The organism is Bradyrhizobium sp. MV1.5, assembly GCF_055807615.1.
In genome coordinates, this window is sequence record NZ_JBVVPL010000008.1 from 90,860 (window position 1) to 107,190 (window position 16,331).

Consider the following 16,331-nt stretch of genomic DNA (forward strand, 5'->3'; position numbering starts at 1 on the left):
TCTTCTCCCTCCTTCCCCCCCCCCTCCCCATCGCCGCGCCCGTTTTTTTTTTTTTTGCTTTTTTTAATCCCCCCCCCCCCCCCCCCCGGGGCGTTTTTTTTTCCCCCCCCCCCCCCCCCGGGGGGGGGGGGGGGGGCCCCCCCGCGGGGGGGGGGCGCCCCCCTCTCCGCGAGCACCTCGCCTGTGGCTGCCCCTCACCCCGACCCTCTCCCCGTAAGAACGGGGAGAGGGAGAGCAAAGAGCTTCCGAGCAATTCCCATTCCGGCCCTCAGGCCGATCTCCCTCTAGGGACGGCGAAGGACACATTCCCATGACCAAACCCAAAGTTCTCATTTCCGACGCGCTCTCTCCCGCCGCCGTGCAGATCTTCAAAGACCGCGGTGTCGAGGTCGACTTCCAGCCCAATCTTGGCAAGGACAAGGACAAGCTCGCCGAGATCATCGGCAATTACGACGGCCTCGCGATCCGTTCGGCGACCAAGGCGACCGCGAAGATCCTCGAGAAGGCGACCAATCTCAAGGTGATCGGCCGCGCCGGTATCGGCGTCGACAACGTCGAGATTCCCGCCGCCACGGCCAAGGGCATCATCGTGATGAACACGCCGTTCGGCAATTCGATCACGACCGCCGAGCACGCCATCACCCTGATGCTGGCGCTGGCGCGCGAGATTCCGCAGGCTGACGCTTCGACCCAGGCCGGCAAATGGGAGAAGAACCGCTTCATGGGCGTCGAGATCACCGGCAAGGTGCTCGGCGTCGTCGGCTGCGGCAACATCGGCTCGATCGTCGCCGACCGCGCGCTCGGCCTGCGCATGAAGGTGATTGCGTTCGATCCGTTCCTGTCGCCCGAGCGCGCCAGGGACATCGGCGTCGAGAAGGTCGAGCTCGACGACCTCTTCAAGCGCGCCGACTTCATCACGCTGCACACGCCGCTGACCGAGAAGACCAAGAACATCATCGACGCAGCCGCGATTGCCAAGATGAAGAAGGGCGTTCGCCTGATCAACTGCGCCCGCGGCGGCCTCGTCGACGAGCAGGCCGTGGTCGACGCTTTGAATTCCAAGCACATCGCGGGCGCCGCCTTCGACGTCTTTGTCGAGGAGCCCGCCACCGCGAACGTGCTGTTCGGTCATCCCAACGTGATCTGCACGCCGCATCTCGGCGCGTCCACCACCGAGGCGCAGGAGAACGTCGCGCTTCAGGTCGCCGAGCAGATGTCGGACTATCTGCTCACCGGCGCGATCTCGAATGCCGTCAACTTCCCCTCGATCACGGCGGAAGAGGCGCCGAAGCTGAAGCCGTTCATCGCGCTGGCCGAAAAGCTCGGCTCGTTCGCCGGACAGCTCACCGAGAGCGGCATCCTCAAGGTCGAGATCACCTATGAGGGCCACGTCGCCGAGATGAAGATCAAGGCGATCACCTCCGCCGTGCTGTCCGGCCTGCTGCGGCCGATGCTGGGCGAGGTCAACGTCGTCTCCGCGCCCGTCGTCGCCAAGGAGCGCGGCATGGTGGTGGACGAGATCGTCCGCGCCGCCCAGAGCGACTATGAAAGCCTGATCACCGTCACCGTCACCACCGAGCGGCAGGAGCGGTCGGTCTCGGGCACGGTCTATGCCGACGGCAAGCCGCGCCTGGTCGACATCAAGGGCATCCGCGTCGACGCTGAATTTGGCAAGTCGATGATCTACGTCACCAACGAGGACAAGCCGGGCTTCATCGGCAAGTTCGCGAGCCTGCTCGGCGATGCCAAGATCAACATCGCGACCTTCCATCTCGGCCGCGTCGCGCCGGGCTCCGATGCCATCGCGCTGATCGAAGTCGACGGCGCGGTGCCGGCCGATCTGCTCGCCAAGGTGCAGGCCCTGCCGCAGGTCAAGCAGGTCAAGGCGCTGACGTTCTGAGTAACTGTCATTCCGGGGCGCGCGTAAGCGCGAACTATGGTGCGCAATTGCGCACCTGAGAATCTCGAGATTCCGGGTTCGATGCTGCGCGTCGCCCCGGAATGACGCCGATCGTATATTCCGACCCGCGGAACAACGCCGTCCTCTCGCGAGGGCGGCGTTTTTATTTCTCCCGCGACCGCTGGACATTGTGTACCAATGGCGCCGAGAAGACGTCGATCGACGCTCCATTCAAAATCGTTCGAAAAGGGAGAAAACAATGCGTGAAGCCGTCATCGTTTCCTATGCACGCACGGGCCTCGCGAAATCCGGCCGCGGGGGGTTCAACATCACCCCGCCGATGTCGCTCGCGGCCCACGCCATCCACCACGCGGTCGATCGCGCCGGCGTCGAGAAGGACTATGTCGAGGATTGCTATCTCGGCAATTGCGCCCATGGCGCGCCGAACATCGGCCGCCAGGCCGCGCTGCTGGCGGGAATGCCGAAATCGACCGGGGGCGTCTCGGTGAACCGGTTCTGCTCGTCCGGGCTCCAGACCATCGCGATGGCCGCCAACTCGATCCGCTCGGACGGTTCCGACTGCATCGTCGCAGGCGGTGTCGAGAGCATCTCGATGCCGGGCGGCGGCACGCCGAAGGAATCGATCGATCCCGAACTGCTCAAGACGGCGCCGGCGATCTTCATGGCGATGATCGACACCGCCGACATCGTCGCCGAGCGCTACAAGCTCAGCCGTGAATATCAGGACGAATATTCGCTGGAGTCGCAGCGCCGCATGGCCGCCGCGCAGCAGGCGGGCAAGTTCAAGGACGAGATCGTCCCGATGAAGACCAAGATGAAAGTGGTCGACAAGGCGACCAAGGCGGAATCGATCGTCGATTACGTCGTCGATCGCGACGAGTGCAACCGGCCCGAGACCACGCTGGAAGGTCTCGCCAAGCTCGAGCCCGTCAGGGGTCCCGGCAAGTTCGTCACGGCGGGCAACGCCAGCCAGCTGTCGGACGGCGCCGCGGCCGTCGTGCTGATGGAAGCCAAGGACGCGGAGAAGCGCGGCCTCAATCCCATGGGCCGCTTCGTCGCCTGGGCGGCCGCGGGTTGCGAACCGGACGAGATGGGCATCGGCCCGATCTTTGCCGTGCCGAAGCTGTTGAAGCGTCATGGCCTGAAGATCGACGACATCGATCTGTGGGAGCTCAACGAAGCCTTCGCCAGCCAGTGTCTCTATTCGCGCGACAAGCTCGGCATCGATCCCGCCAAGTACAACGTCAACGGCGGCTCGATCGCGATCGGCCATCCCTTCGGCATGACCGGCGCGCGTCTCACCGGCCACATCCTCCAGGAAGGCAAGCGCCGCAAGGCCAAGTGGGGCGTCGTGACGATGTGCATCGGCGGCGGCCAGGGCGGCGCGGGCCTGTTCGAAATCTACAGCTGAGACGATAGCCTCATTGAATGCGAAGGGCACGGCGCCGCAAACGCCGTGCCCTTTTTGTTTGGGTGATTTGGGCTTGCGAGCTCTCTCAACGCGGGTCGTCCTGGCCTTCGCCGGGACGACGATGTGGTGAAGGCTTACGCCTTTGCCAGCGCCGGTGCGAACACCACCTCGATCAGCGAGCCGGAGTTCGCCGCGCTCTTGATGTTGAAGCGGGCGCGGTTGGCTTCGACCAGGGCCTTGGTCAGCGACAGGCTCAGCGCCGAGTTATCCTCGGCATCGCCAGGCGGCGGCGTCCGGAACGGCTCCATCGCGGCGGCGACTTCGCGCTCGCTGAGGCCATGACCGGTGTCGCGGATGCGAAGTGCGACCTCGCCGCGGTCGGTGAGCGCGGTGGAGACGATGACCTGGCCGCCGGCGCTGGCGAGCCGGATCGAGTTCGAGATCAGATTCATGGTGATCTGCCGCATCGCGCGCGCATCCGCGCTCACCTGCGGCAGGGCGTGGCCGAGCGAGGTGCGGATGATGATGCGCTCGCGATTCGCCTGCGGCTGCATCACGACCACGCAGGCCTCGACGAGATCGTTGAGGTTGAGGTTGGCGAAGTTGAGGTCGAGCTTGCCGGTCTCGATCCGCGACAGCTCAAGCAAATCGTCGATGATGGCGATGACGCGCTCGCCGGAGGCGCGGATGTCCTTCATGTACTCGCCGTAGCGCTCGTTGCCGAGCGTGCCGAAGCGCTCCGAGATCATCACCTCCGAGAAGCCGATGATGGCGTTGAGCGGCGTGCGGATCTCGTGGCTGATCCGCGCCAGCATGTCGGCCTTGGCATTGGCCGCGCCGTCGACCAGACGTCGCGCCTGCGTCAGCTCGCTCTCGCCCTGCTTGCTCTGCGAGAGATCGCGGAACACGGCGAAGAAGTTCGGGCCGTCGGGCCGGGTGCGGCCCATGATCATGGCGAGCGGAATGACGCCGCCCTTCTTCTCGCGCCCGAGCACCTCGCGGCCGTGGTCGAGCAGGCTCGCGATGTCCTGGCTCTTGAGGTTTTCCAGATAGTCGATGACGACATGCTGGCTCTCCGGCGCGAACAGCGTCACCAGGTTCTGCTGCATCAGCGTCTCGCCGTCATAGCCGAACAGCGCCTCGGCGCTACGGTTGCAGGCGTGGATGTTGCCTTCGGCGTCGAACATGACGATGCCCTCGGCGGTGGTGTCGAGGATCGCCGCGAGATCTTCCGCGTCGGCCTCGCCGACCTCGGGCTCGGGCGGGAAGGTCTCCGGGACAATGGCCTCGGCGACCACGGTCTCCGCGATGACGGGCGCAACGGGCGCTGCTTGCGGCAGCGCGCAGATCAGCGCATGCGCGCTCTCGCCGTCCCAGTCGATCGCGTGCAGATGCGCCTCGGTGGTCGGCAGCGGCGCTTCGCCATGGGCGAACGTCGCGCTGATCGTGACAGGCGTGCCTGCTTGCGACGTGCTGCTCGCCGCGGAGACACCCGGCTCGACATAGAGCGCATCCAGCCCGCCGGCGTTTTCCAGGGCGCTCAGGCTGGCATAGCCCATGCGCGCGAGAAACGCGGGGTTGGCGTAGAGCAGGCGGTCGAGCCGATAGATCAGGATGCCGGTCGGCAACAGGTCGAGCAGCGCGCGGTCGCGCGTGCTGTGGCCGTGCGCGGGCGGCGCGGGCTCGCTCAGCCATTCGGCCGGCGCATGCGGCGGTTCAGGCTCTGGCGTGGGCAACGGCGCTTCAGGCGTGATCTCGGCATCCGCAGGCTCGGACGATGCCGCGATGGTTTCCTTGTCGCGTTCGAGGCGCTCGGACAATTGCCGGGCGAGCTCGTTGAACGCGCTGTTCTCGACCGGCGTCAGCGTCGGCGATCGGGTGTCGCCGGGCGCGCGGAACGGCAGGACATTGGGAGGCGTTTCCACTGGCGTTTCCGGATCGGTTGGATGTGAATTCGCGTCGGTGATGGGTTCGGGCAGTTCAGCTTCAGGCTCAGGCTCAGGCTCAGGCTCAGGCTCAGGCTCAGGTGGCGGCGGCTCGATCGGCGGAGGCGGCGGCGCCTCTAGCACTGGCTCGGGCTCCGGCTCGACCACATCGGCGAAAAGGCTTTGCGGCGCCGCCGGTTCGGCCAACAGCTCAAAACGCCTGAGCGCATCGAGCCGGTTGAGGCCGTCGAGATCGCGGCAGACGCCAAAGCCCCTGAAGCCCGCGAAATTGCGTTCGCCGTCGTAAACCGGAAGCCCGGCAAGCTCGACCGGCAGATGCTCGCCGCCGTCGGCCGGCCAGTTCACGGTGACCCCGGCCCAGGTGTCCTTGCTCGCAAGCGCCTGCGCCACGCCACTGTCAGGGTCGAGCGCGAATGCGTCGGCGATCTCGTGCCAGGGGCGGCCGAAGCCGGCGGCCGTGCGCGGACCGATCAGGTGGATGAACTCGTCGGACAGAATCGCAAAGCGGCCCTCTGCATCCGCCTTCCAGAGGAAGCGCAGCGGATGCTGACGCGGTGCGGGCGGCTCTTCATGGCCCGACGGCGGCTCGACCATGGCGGTCACGGTCGGCGCGGCCTGCGGCGACACCATGGCTTCCGGCGAGTTTTCAACCGGAGTCTTCTCTTCAACCGGTGTCTTGTTTTCAACGGGAGGCTTGGGCGCGATCGTCTCGCTTCCTTCCGGCGCATCGGCCGGCTCGGCAAAGGCGTCGAACAGCACGATTTCGGATGGCGTCTCGTGCGGCGGCGCTGCTTGCACATGCTCCGGCACGGCGGCGGGAGCAGGGGCAGGCGCCGGCTCAGGCTGAGCGATGTCTTCGCGCACGTGATCACTCGCAGCCGCCGCCTGCTGCGCGGCAGGCTCGATCAGCGCGACCAGGCCGATGTCAGCCCCGGTGCCGACCCGCTGCAGCACCATCTGGCCGATGCCGATCGGCGTCTCGGCGCGGCCTTGGCGAAGCGCATCGCTGCGCGCCTGTTCGAGGCCTGCTTCGCCGAGATCGCGGAAGCCGAGCAGGGTGCGGGCCGTTTCGCTGGCGCCGACGAACAGGCCGTCGGGCGCGAACGCCGCCATCGGCGTCTTGGCGCCGTCGACGAGACGAAGCAGGCGCTCGACCAGCGGCATGGAGCGGAGCATCGGGTCCATCGCGGTGACGAGCACCGCAGATCCTTGGAAGAATTGGCCGCCATCGGCGAACTCAAGCCGGGCACAGGCGCAGGTCATCAGCGTCCCGAGCCGCGCGCCGAAGCCGCGCAGCCGTTCGAGCCGGATCGCGCCGTTCGAAGGCAGCCGGCCGGCCAGCCGGACGATCTGGCGGCGGTGGCTGTCGGCGGGCCCGAAAATCTTCTCCGCGAGCGCCGTGGCATGGGCCGCGCCGAACAGCCTGGCCCCGACCGGATTGGCCCAGAGCACGCGCGTGCCGTCGATCGACCACAGCCAGACGGGCAGCGGCGAAGTCGCGTGCACGGCCAGCCGGGGATCGCCCACGCCTCGCAACTGGAAATCCGAACTCGTCATCCGACCGGCTTCGCGTCCCGCTTATCAGCAAAGGCTGCCGGGAATGACAGCCTTAAGAAAGGGTTAGTATCGCCCGCAGCCGCGGGCAGGTCCACGTCCCAAGCCTACGGAGCAAGGCCTAAAGCCGCGATAACCTTAATGTCCCCAGGCCCGCAAGGCGTGCCAGCGCTGCATCCGCAGGATTCGCGCGTGGGGGATGGACAGTCGCATCAAGCCGAGCTCGCGCCCCAACCCAGCTGCGTTCCCTCCCCCCTTGTGGGGGAGGGCTAGGGAGAGGGGTAAGCCCAGCAAAAGCTGCCAGTCGTTGCCCCGAGGCCCGGAGCGCGACGGAAAGAATCCCGGTGTGGCACCCCCCTCCCTGACCCTCCCCCACAAGGGGGGAGGGAACGGAGACAGCGCGGCCAGCGCACTCAATTACCTCAACCACCGGTTCCCCTGCCCGGGAACCTCATCCTCCCCGAGATTAAATTTGCGCAACGCACCCTCAAACCCGTTGCGATGCACAATGTTGACATTTTAGGCAGGCATGGTCTCGGCGCTGGGCGAGCCATCATTCGTTTTGTGTTTCCAGTCTTCGCACCCGTCACCCGGTTGGCCGGCGGGCGCGCCTGAAGGCTCACTCCGTTTTTTCATTCGTGTGAGGGACAATTCATGACAGGTGCGACTGATCCGTTTTCTGCCTCGATCATTCCGTTCGAGGTCCCCGAGCAGATGCGTGCGTTCGCCGAAAAGGGCGTGTCGCAGGCCCGCGAGAACTACGCCAAGTTCAAGGACGCCGCCGAGACCCACAACGGCACCGTCGAGGCCGTGTTCTCGTCCGCCCACAAGGGCGTGAGCGAATACACCGCCAAGCTGATGGAGTTCGCGAAGGCCAACACCAAGGCCCATCTCGACTTCACCCAGGAGCTGTTCAGCGTGAAGGCGCCGCAGGATGCGTTCGCGCTGTGGACCAACCATTCCAAGGCGCAGCTCGAGACCTTCCAGGCCCAGGCCCGGGAGCTCGCCGAGATCGCCCAGCGCGCCGCCACTGCCGCCGCCGAGCCGATCAAGGCCTCCGCCGCGAAGCTCTACCCCGCCGCCTGATCCGGCGCGGCCGTCTCAATTAAGAAACCCGGGCCTAGAGCCCGGGTTTTGCTTTGGAAATAACCTCGTTTGCGGGGCGTTTTGAGGGTGTTGCGGCCTTGCCAAAAACGCCCGTTGCACCTAGTTTCCGCCCCGTCCAGCCCCCCTCGGTGACCGGCCCTATCAAGGGCGCCCCTCGGGCGGCTCGCAAGGATGCAGTTGTAGCTCAGTTGGTTAGAGCGCCTGTCTGTGGAACAGGAGGTCGGTGGTTCGAGCCCACCCAACTGTACCAGCGGTATCTCAGCACAATTGCCAAAACGCCGGTCCAAAACCAAGGGGCCGAAAATCGCCGTCGCGTTATGGCAACGGCTGCTCCTCTGCCTCACGTCATCAGTCTGCGTTAGTTCTACGGCGTCAGCCAGATATCGAGGTAGGGCCAGAAGTCCGGGTGCACGATCGCGGCGTTTCTCCGCATATTTTTAATGGTGCGCTGTTTCGATCTCGGCGGTAGCGCGATGATGTCGCCCACGCTGATCTGGAGTGCAATTCCATGCTGACGCGGCAAAGAAAAAGCCCCCGCGCGCGGGGGCTTTGATCTCCGTCGGATGCGGCCGGCACCCTCCGAGATCCGGCAATGGCTCATACCAAGAGCCGACCGAACGACTGTGACCATGATCGACGGGCGGGATTCGGTCAATGCTCCATCAGTAACAATCTCGTTACTAGAGATCGGCTGTCTTCTATCGAGACTAAATTGTTTTATCTTGCCTTAGTCTGATCTGGATGGTAGTTTTTAATCAGATTGAGAGGTGGGTCATGGCTTATTCGGAAGATAGCGAGGATCGCGCAAAGAAGGAGCGCAGTCCGTCATTCCCCTTTATTTCATTGCCGAAGGCGCTGGATCGCGCTCGTGCCGTCAGCGATGCTCATAGGCGCAATCCGGCCCGTTTGACTGTCGTCGGCGAGACTTGGGGGTATGGGCCATCGAGCAGCGGATTGCTCCAAACGGCATCCGCTCTAAAGGCATATGGGCTAATCGAAGATGTCGGTAAAGGAGCCGAGAGAAGAATTCAGTTAACTGATCTGGCTCAGAGAATTATTCATGACACGCGGCCGGGCGCCAAGGAAGCTGCCTTGAAGGAGGCTGCGCTCCGGCCGCGCCTATTTGCCGAATATGCAGAAAAATGGCTGCCCGGGCGGCCTAGTGACGGACATTGCTTGAGCGAGTTGCGGTTGGATCGCGGATTTACGGAGGCGGCTGCAAAGACGTTTCTGAGGTCATTCGATGAAACAATCGCCTTTGCTGATCTTAAGGGATCGGATGGTTTATCTTCATCCGAGATAAATGAAGCAGATTCGGTGGGCGATGGTTTCGAGTCCGAAGTTCCGCCGATGGGCGGCTTGGTGCGAGTCGGCGCTAGCCAGTACGTGACGGGACCGACTGGCCCAAGCGGTCAGCAATATCCCGTGCCGATGACCGGACCAAATTTCCAGATGGCCGTGCCTCATCATGGAGCAGTGCGATCTCAGGCTGTACTGCCAGTACCGAGAGCGACCTTGCCGCTGCCGGAAGGGGTTGCCGCGCTCGAAATTCCGCAAGGGATCTCGCGCAGGAGTTTTGAGGCACTGAAATCATGGGTAGATGTGATGGTCTCGCTTGCAGAGAGATCGATTATCAAACGGTGGTATGTGGAATTGTATCGGACCAATTCTGCGAAGGCGGATAGCGTTCACCTCGTGCCGAATTGGGAAGCGCTGAAATCGTTCATTTCAGACAGTAAGCAAGTAATGCCGGGAGTGCTGATACGCGTCATGGCTCCGGATGATGCCGAGCCGCATGAGCTGGCCGAACTCAGGGAGATGGGTGTCAGCACCTTCTGAGCGGGGTCGCCATGGTCACGATCAAGAGCAATTTCATGGGCAACTTCAAGCTCGGGGATAATATCTGCTTCAATCTAGCTATCCTCAGGACGCTCTATGAGTTCCGCGCGGCAGGTAATGCCTTGCAGAAGAGGCATTTGCAAAAGCCGATCACGGTCATGAACGTATCGATCATCGAGGCGATCCTTTATGATCTGCATCTGCGCGTGAAGACGTTCACCAGCGAAGGCGTCGCAAATCTTCAAGCGACGGTGATCGACTATATTCGCGGCAAGAAAATTGACGAGCTTGAGCGGTACATTGCGAGCGCGAAGAAGCACGATCTCTTCGATCAGGGCGAAAGCGGCTTCTACGAGGGGCTCGATGATCTTCGAAAGATCAGGAACCGCTTGCACATCCAAAATACCAAGAAGCATTTCGAGCCCGATGATGTCAGCGCCTTCAGCGAGGCTCGCATGACGTTGTCAGAGCAGGCCGTCGAACACGTCATGAGAACTATGGCGCGAAAGTACGCGCGACCGCAGCATAATTTCGTGAAGGATTTCGTTTTGCCTTGGGCGCCGCATTTCGAGGATGCGCAGCTCTGACCTAGAAGACCTTATTCGCATCAAACTGAATCCCGGCCGCTCTAAGCTCTCTGGCCAATTCAGCCCGCCAACCGGTATTGGGACCGTAGCTGACGTAAACCACCGCCTCAAAATCGGATGGCCGCTCGACATCGCCCTTGACGAGCGCGCATACTTTTTGAGGGCCGAGAAGGCCGATGAAGTAGCCAAGCTCAAAGATAACGTTCTGTCGAGCGCGCGGTCGGAGTTGTGTTTCCGACAAGCCGCCAACATCGTCGGGGGTTATCAGCACGACTGCAAAATCAGCTTCCGCAGCGACTTCTACGAACTTCGAGGTTAGGGTTCGCCCGCGATTGGTCTGCTCGTGCAGGATCACGTCGTCAAGTTCAAGCCGCTGAATGAAGCGAGCGACATCGTTTTTCGTAGCATCGTCTCGACCGTGGACGATGAATATCTTCGGTCTAGATGTCGTTGGCATAGCTTTCCCAAATTCTGGCGACGGGGTTGGAGTTTCCAGCCTATTGGTTGGGAGGGATCGCGGCATCTGGGGGATTTCCGCCAAGGGGATCAGGAACCCATCCGATAACGAGTATCCGTCGCGTGCCAGGCTCTCCCAGAACTGGCGACGCGTGGCATCGTCAATATCGTAAAGGACGCCGTCTGGATAGTTTGCGTCCAATCGAGCCGCGTTCAGAACGATCTCATACGCGAGGGGGTTGCCGCCGGCGGTCTTCTCGTCTGGATTGCTGACCGCGTACTCTCCAAGCCCAACGGCTCTAGCTTGCCTGCTGCCGCGATCGCGTCCAGCCCTAATACCTTCAACGCCTAACTCCAGGATAAATTCGTCGAAGTCACTATGCGACAATTTCTTGTGTATGGTGCTCGCTTTTAAAATGGTTTGGCGAGAGAAGGTGTGCTCGACCGGTGGTCGCTGGCGGGCGCTTATGAGGAGGCCAGCATTCATCATAACGTCCAGAAGGTCGACTTCTTTGATCGCCCAATGGTGTCGGTGAATCTCGAACTTCGAATCGATTTCGAGCGCGTCTAGCAACTTGCTAAGCAGTTCAGGCTCGATTGGATCGAAACGATTATCGAAATAAAACTTGAGCTGCAATTGGCTTCGAAGTCTCTGAATTTCAGTTATCCAGCCAAGCCGAGCGGCGCGATCCGTGGGCTTTTCATACGAAAAAAGAACCGGGTGTTTTATTAGCTCGGCGACTACTTCGTCATCCAACGAGCGAAACCGCGCCGCTATCGCCTCGTCGGTATGCTCAAGAAATCGACCACGATCCATTTTGGCGACACCGCTGTCCCAAGTGTCATCTCCGCCGCTCATTAAAAGGCTATACATCCGGCCTATATCCAGTTCACAATCAGGTCGCGAAACTAGATGGTTCGGGGGGAGTTCGTCTAGTTTGAGTTGATAGGGCCGCCACTTTGGTGTGTCTTCGATTATCAGAAGCGGCGGTCCCCGAGCGATGGCCCCGAGTGGACCGCTCTATCCTTGAATCTGCGAGCCGCCGCCTGACGAGGCCAAAGGCGCGGCTCGCTTTGCTGAGCGCGGCATCCGCGATGATAGCCCATCGCAGGGAGAGCAAGCTCAGGCCCGCCACGCCATGCGATAGGGTGGCAGTGCACCAAACTCTCGACGCGGGGGATGCCCCATCCGCAACCCAGCTCAAAGCCAGTCTGTCCGCGGTCACCGTAGCTCCTCGGTCCACAATGCGCTATCGGTAGCGAACGAAAGACGTTTACCGACAGGCAAACCGGGCGAAAAACATCGTGAGTTTCTTCGAGCGTCTCAAGACAGCAGCATCCGTCGAGTGGCAGGCCTACACCGAGCATCCCTTCACGAACGGATTGGCGGACGGCTCGCTCCCCGAAGCGGCGTTTCGTCACTACCTCGTTCAGGACTATTTGTTCCTCATCGAGTTTGCTCGCGCCTACGCGCTCGCGGTCTACAAGTCGCCCAGACTTGCCGACATGCGTGAAGCCGCGGCCGGCCTGTCGGCCATCCTTGATGTCGAGATGAACCTGCATGTGAAGCTCTGTGCCGATTGGGGTCTGTCCCCGACCGATCTTGAACAGGCTCCTCCGGCGGCCGAGATGCTGGCCTATACACGCTACGTGCTCGACGCGGGAATGCGCGGCGATCTGCTGGCTCTCAAGGTGGCGCTTGCCCCCTGCGTGATCGGGTACGCGGAGATCGCAACGCGGCTCGCCTCGCTCCCCCTCGCGGACGCTGCGACGAACGCCTACCGCGTCTGGATCGCCGAGTACGCCGGCGCGCCGTATCAGGCGGTCGCTGCCAAAGCGCGGGCGCACATGGAGCATCTCGCCGATCTCTACGCCACGCCGGCCCGCGAAGCAGAGCTGATTGCGATCTTCAAGGAAGCCACGCGACTCGAGGCGGACTTCTGGGAGATGGCCTGGCGCGCGGGCCAGCGCGTTCATTAGCTCTTTCGGCAGTCAGGATGGGGGCGGGGGCTCGGCACGCCACGACGCAGGATCGGTCGCTTTCGTTCCCCCATTTCAGGAGAAATCGGCGTCGAGCAATGCCGAACCTTTTCACGACCTCGGGTGTTTGTTTCGCGGCAGGACTGACAACGCTGAGGAACTAAGACATGAACGGAATTATCTATCTGGTCGGACTCGTCGTCGTGGTTGGTGTAGTGCTTTCGTTCCTGGGCCTGCGCTGATTTGAAATTGGGAGGTGGTGCGGCGCACTCGCCAAGCCGCCGACCACCTCACTTCGCCACCACCCACACCACCAGCGGCAACGTCGCCGCCGCCAGCAGCGTGCCCAGCGCCACCGCGCCCGACACCGGGTTCACCAGCCGCTGATACTGAACCGCGAAGATGTACGCATTCGCGCCGGTCGGCATGGCCGCGAACAGCACGACCACGCCGGCCGCGAGCGGCGGCAGGTCGAGCAGATTTGCCAGCACGAAGGCGGCCGCCGGCATCGCCAGCAGTTTGAGCGCGCTCATGGCGAGGATGCCGAGCTTCTCGCCCTTGACCTCGAAGCGAAAGAGATTGATGCCGAGCGCGATCAGCGCCGCCGGCGAGCCCGCTTGCGCCAGCAGCTCGACCGTCCGGTCGACGACGGGATGCAGCCCGAGGCCGGTGAGGCGCCAGACGAGGCCGAAGCCGATCGCGAGCATGATCGGGTTGCGGGAAAGATCCAGCAGCACCGGCACGATCAGCGACGCGGCGGAGGCCGTCTGCTTGCGGTCGACCAGCTCCATCTGCAGCGTGCCGCAGAGCCAGAGCAGCGGCGTGTTCACGGACAGGATCAGCGCCATCGGGCCTGCGGCCTCATTGCCCAGCGCCGAGAGCGTCAGGGGAATGCCGAGCATCACGATGTTGCCGTAGACCGAGCCGATCGCGAACACGACGCCGTCCTCGCGGTCCTCACGCCGCGTCCGCAGCAGCGCCGAGAGCGCCAGCGCCGCGATCCAGGTCAGCGCGAGCGCGCCGTAATAGGCGCCCCACATCCGCCACGGGCTGACGCCGGAAAATTCCGAGACGACGATGGTGCGGAACAGCAGCGCGGGAATCGCGATGCTGAAGGCGAATTCGGAGATGCCCTTGTGCGCGGTCTCGGAGACGAAGCGAAACAGCACCGCGGCATAGCCGGCCGCGATCAGCGCAAACACCGGCGCGACGATCAGCACGGTGGCCATGCGCCGCTACGACCCCATCTCGATGATCCGGCGCGCCATGCGGACATTGGCATAGTCGATCATCTTGCCGTCGAGGGTCACCGCGCCCTGGCCCTGCGCCTCGGCCTGCTCCATGGCCTCGACGACCCGCCGCGCGTGCGCGAGCTCGGTGTCGGACGGGACGAACGCCCGCAGCGTCGGTTCGATCTGGTCGGGATGGATCACCTGCTTGCCGTCAAAGCCCATCGCCGCGGCCTTGAGCGCACTGCTTTCGGTTAGTTTGCCATCCCGGAACGCGCCGCACGGACCGTCGATGGCGCGTAGCCCGAATGCGCGCGCGGCCACCAGCAGGCGCATCATCGGATAGGCGAACAGATCGAGCGGCGCGGAGGCATAACCGTTCTGGGCGGAGCCGACGTGCCGGTAGCCGTCCGGCGACGCGCCGATTTCCGAGGAGCGGGCGCCGATCGAGGCGGCGAAATCGCCGACACCGAGATGAAGGGCGGCGACGCTTTGGTGCGCGGCGGCGAGCGTATCGACATTGACGAGACCCAGCGCGGTCTCGATCAGCAGTTCGAGCGCAACAGGCGAAGGGCGACCGGGCGCTGCCGCGCGCAGCTGCTCGGCAATCGCGGCGATGTCGCTCGCGCGCTCCGCCTTCGGCACGATCACTGAATCCAGCCTGGGCAGCGCTGCGAGCTTGCGGATTTCCTGCGCGATGAAGGGGCTGTCGACGGCGTTGACCCTGATCGCGACGACCTTGTTGCCCCAATCCAGCGAGGACAGCGCCCGCGCAGCTTCCTCCAGTGCAACGCTCTTCTCGGATGGCGGCACCGCGTCCTCGAGGTCCATGAACACCGCATCTGCCGCCGAGGCAGCCGCCTTGGCGACGAGACGAGAGCGATGCGCGGGAACGGCCAGATAGACCCGCGTCGGCCGCTGAGGGGCCATCGTCATGTCTCCTTTGCGAGACCGAGCTCGCTGAGGATGGATTGGTTGTGCTGGCCGACGTCAGGCACGGGATCCATTCGGGGCGACAGGCCGGGAATGGTGAGCGCCGGCAGGAAGCTCATCACCGGGCCGCAACGAGTGCCCACCGTTTGCACCCGGTCGCGGGCGCGAAGCTGCTCGTGCTCCAGGAAGGCCTCGACCGAATTGAGATGCGCGTTGGCGATCGAGGCCTCGTCGAGCAGCCGCAGCACCTCGTCACTGCTCATCGCCGCAAAACGCTGCTCGATATGGACCTGCAGATCGTCCCGGTTCTGCATGCGCAGCGGATTGGTGCGGAAGCGGGCGTGGTCGGCAAAGGCCGCGTCGCCAAGCACGATGGCGCACAGCGATCGCCATTCCCGGTCGTTCTGGATGCCGAAGAAGATCGTGTTGCCATCGCCGACGCGGAACGGGCCATACGGCGCTATCGTTGCATGCTTGGCCCCGGTGCGCGGCAGCGGCCGGCCGGTACTCTGCGTGTAGAAGGCGGGATAGCTCATCCAGTCCGTGATGGAATCGAACAGCGAGGCCTGGAAGGCGGTGCCCTTGCCGGTCCGCTCGCGGCGATACAGCGCCATCAGCACGCCGTTGAGGATGTACATGCCGGTGGCGATATCGACCACCGAAAGTCCGACCTTGGCAGGCTCCGCCTCGGTGCCGTTGATGGCGAGGACGCCGGCCTCGCACTGCACCAGGAGATCGTAAGCCTTCTTGTTGCTGTAGGGACCGCCCGCGCCATAGCCCGACACGTCGCAGGCGATGATGCGGGGAAACTTCCGCAGCAGCGATGCGGCATCGAGACCCAGCCGCTCCGCCGCGCCCGGCGCCAGGTTCTGGATGAAGACGTCGGCCTGTGGCAGCAAGGCGTCGAGCACCTTCTGGCCTTCAGGGCTTTTGATGTCGATGGCGAGGCTCTCCTTCGACCGGTTGGTCCAGACGAACTGGCTCGACATCCCGTTCATCACGTGATCGTAGTCGCGGCAGAAATCGCCATCGCCCGGCCGCTCGATCTTGATGACCCGCGCACCCCAATCCGCAAGATGCCGGCTGGCAAGAGGAGCCGCGATCGCCTGCTCGAGCGAGACCACCGTCACGCCCGACAGCGGCAGCTCCGCCTCATGTCGCTCCATGCAATCGTCTCCGTCCCGCTCGCGCTTTTGTCCAGCGCAGGAGACAAGCCGACCACCCCACGCACGTTCTGTGATGACGGCATCATGCGCCTGTTTTGCCCGACGAGTCAAATCTAATTTCGTAAAATCCGCAAAACGCGATTCACAAAGTTCAATCGGTACATGGACTTGGCTACTGTGCATGGGGTTGTTTTCGCGTTTT

The 16,331-nt window shown here is 63.3% G+C and carries 11 protein-coding genes and 1 tRNA gene; 7 read left to right on the forward strand and 5 right to left on the reverse strand.

Features of this window, described 5'->3' with window-relative positions; translation table 11 throughout:
• The first annotated feature begins 310 nt into the window (after positions 1-310).
• Positions 311-1,900 (forward strand): phosphoglycerate dehydrogenase, encoded by a 1,590-nt coding sequence (gene serA, locus AC0L2J_RS10530; protein ID WP_027565337.1) that lies wholly within the window; start codon positions 311-313, stop codon positions 1,898-1,900.
• Positions 1,901-2,159: 259 nt separating this feature from the next.
• Positions 2,160-3,332: a thiolase family protein gene (locus AC0L2J_RS10535; protein ID WP_106940730.1), complete on the forward strand. Its 1,173-nt coding sequence runs from the start codon at positions 2,160-2,162 to the stop codon at positions 3,330-3,332.
• Between the two features lie 134 nt (positions 3,333-3,466).
• On the opposite strand, the gene AC0L2J_RS10540 is transcribed toward AC0L2J_RS10535, so the two are convergent.
• On the reverse strand, positions 3,467-6,835 hold the full coding sequence (locus AC0L2J_RS10540; protein ID WP_473389122.1) for a PAS domain-containing sensor histidine kinase: 3,369 nt from the start codon (positions 6,833-6,835) through the stop codon (positions 3,467-3,469).
• 651 nt (positions 6,836-7,486) lie between these two features.
• Here AC0L2J_RS10540 and AC0L2J_RS10545 point away from each other — a divergent pair.
• The 4 genes from AC0L2J_RS10545 to AC0L2J_RS10560 all read left to right on the forward strand — a co-directional run bounded on the left by AC0L2J_RS10545 (position 7,487) and on the right by AC0L2J_RS10560 (position 10,365).
• Entirely contained in the window at positions 7,487-7,918 is a 432-nt protein-coding gene (locus AC0L2J_RS10545) for a phasin (RefSeq protein WP_007596705.1), read from the forward strand.
• 194 nt (positions 7,919-8,112) lie between these two features.
• A tRNA-His gene (locus AC0L2J_RS10550) sits at positions 8,113-8,189 on the forward strand.
• A gap of 524 nt (positions 8,190-8,713) precedes the next feature.
• A complete protein-coding gene (locus tag AC0L2J_RS10555) occupies positions 8,714-9,778 on the forward strand; it encodes a hypothetical protein (protein ID WP_473389128.1) in 1,065 nt (354 codons plus the stop codon).
• 11 nt (positions 9,779-9,789) lie between these two features.
• Positions 9,790-10,365 carry a molecular chaperone TorD family protein gene (locus AC0L2J_RS10560; RefSeq protein ID WP_473389132.1) on the forward strand — a complete coding sequence of 192 codons (576 nt, stop codon included), beginning with the start codon at positions 9,790-9,792 and terminating at the stop codon, positions 10,363-10,365.
• A gap of 1 nt (position 10,366) precedes the next feature.
• On the opposite strand, the gene AC0L2J_RS10565 is transcribed toward AC0L2J_RS10560, so the two are convergent.
• Entirely contained in the window at positions 10,367-11,695 is a 1,329-nt protein-coding gene (locus AC0L2J_RS10565) for a TIR domain-containing protein (RefSeq protein ID WP_473389136.1), read from the reverse strand.
• Positions 11,696-12,126: 431 nt separating this feature from the next.
• Here AC0L2J_RS10565 and tenA point away from each other — a divergent pair, with 431 nt between their 5' ends.
• Positions 12,127-12,801: a thiaminase II gene (gene tenA, locus AC0L2J_RS10570; RefSeq protein WP_473389141.1), complete on the forward strand. Its 675-nt coding sequence runs from the start codon at positions 12,127-12,129 to the stop codon at positions 12,799-12,801.
• A 290-nt stretch (positions 12,802-13,091) separates the two neighbouring features.
• On the opposite strand, the gene AC0L2J_RS10575 is transcribed toward tenA, so the two are convergent.
• From AC0L2J_RS10575 to AC0L2J_RS10585, 3 genes are read right to left on the reverse strand one after another with little or no spacing between them, the layout of a single operon-like run.
• Entirely contained in the window at positions 13,092-14,030 is a 939-nt protein-coding gene (locus AC0L2J_RS10575; RefSeq protein ID WP_473389143.1) for an AEC family transporter, read from the reverse strand.
• A 6-nt stretch (positions 14,031-14,036) separates the two neighbouring features.
• A complete protein-coding gene (locus AC0L2J_RS10580; protein WP_473389146.1) occupies positions 14,037-14,966 on the reverse strand; it encodes an HpcH/HpaI aldolase/citrate lyase family protein in 930 nt (309 codons plus the stop codon).
• A complete protein-coding gene (locus AC0L2J_RS10585) occupies positions 14,963-16,129 on the reverse strand; it encodes a CaiB/BaiF CoA transferase family protein (RefSeq protein WP_473389152.1) in 1,167 nt (388 codons plus the stop codon). Before AC0L2J_RS10585 ends, AC0L2J_RS10580 begins: the two co-directional genes overlap by 4 nt.
• Between the last annotated feature and the right edge of the window lie 202 nt (positions 16,130-16,331).

Excerpts from the sequence above, each read along its gene's own strand:
- serA (WP_027565337.1), top strand. The coding sequence starts at position 311 with ATGACCAAACCCAAAGTTCTCATTTCCGACGCGCTCTCTCCCGCCGCC.
- AC0L2J_RS10535 (WP_106940730.1), top strand. The coding sequence starts at position 2,160 with ATGCGTGAAGCCGTCATCGTTTCCTATGCACGCACGGGCCTCGCGAAA.
- AC0L2J_RS10540 (WP_473389122.1), bottom strand. The coding sequence starts at position 6,835 with ATGACGAGTTCGGATTTCCAGTTGCGAGGCGTGGGCGATCCCCGGCTG.
- AC0L2J_RS10545 (WP_007596705.1), top strand. The coding sequence starts at position 7,487 with ATGACAGGTGCGACTGATCCGTTTTCTGCCTCGATCATTCCGTTCGAG.
- AC0L2J_RS10555 (WP_473389128.1), top strand. The coding sequence starts at position 8,714 with ATGGCTTATTCGGAAGATAGCGAGGATCGCGCAAAGAAGGAGCGCAGT.
- AC0L2J_RS10560 (WP_473389132.1), top strand. The coding sequence starts at position 9,790 with ATGGTCACGATCAAGAGCAATTTCATGGGCAACTTCAAGCTCGGGGAT.
- AC0L2J_RS10565 (WP_473389136.1), bottom strand. The coding sequence starts at position 11,695 with ATGTATAGCCTTTTAATGAGCGGCGGAGATGACACTTGGGACAGCGGT.
- AC0L2J_RS10575 (WP_473389143.1), bottom strand. The coding sequence starts at position 14,030 with ATGGCCACCGTGCTGATCGTCGCGCCGGTGTTTGCGCTGATCGCGGCC.
- AC0L2J_RS10580 (WP_473389146.1), bottom strand. The coding sequence starts at position 14,966 with ATGACGATGGCCCCTCAGCGGCCGACGCGGGTCTATCTGGCCGTTCCC.
- AC0L2J_RS10585 (WP_473389152.1), bottom strand. The coding sequence starts at position 16,129 with ATGGAGCGACATGAGGCGGAGCTGCCGCTGTCGGGCGTGACGGTGGTC.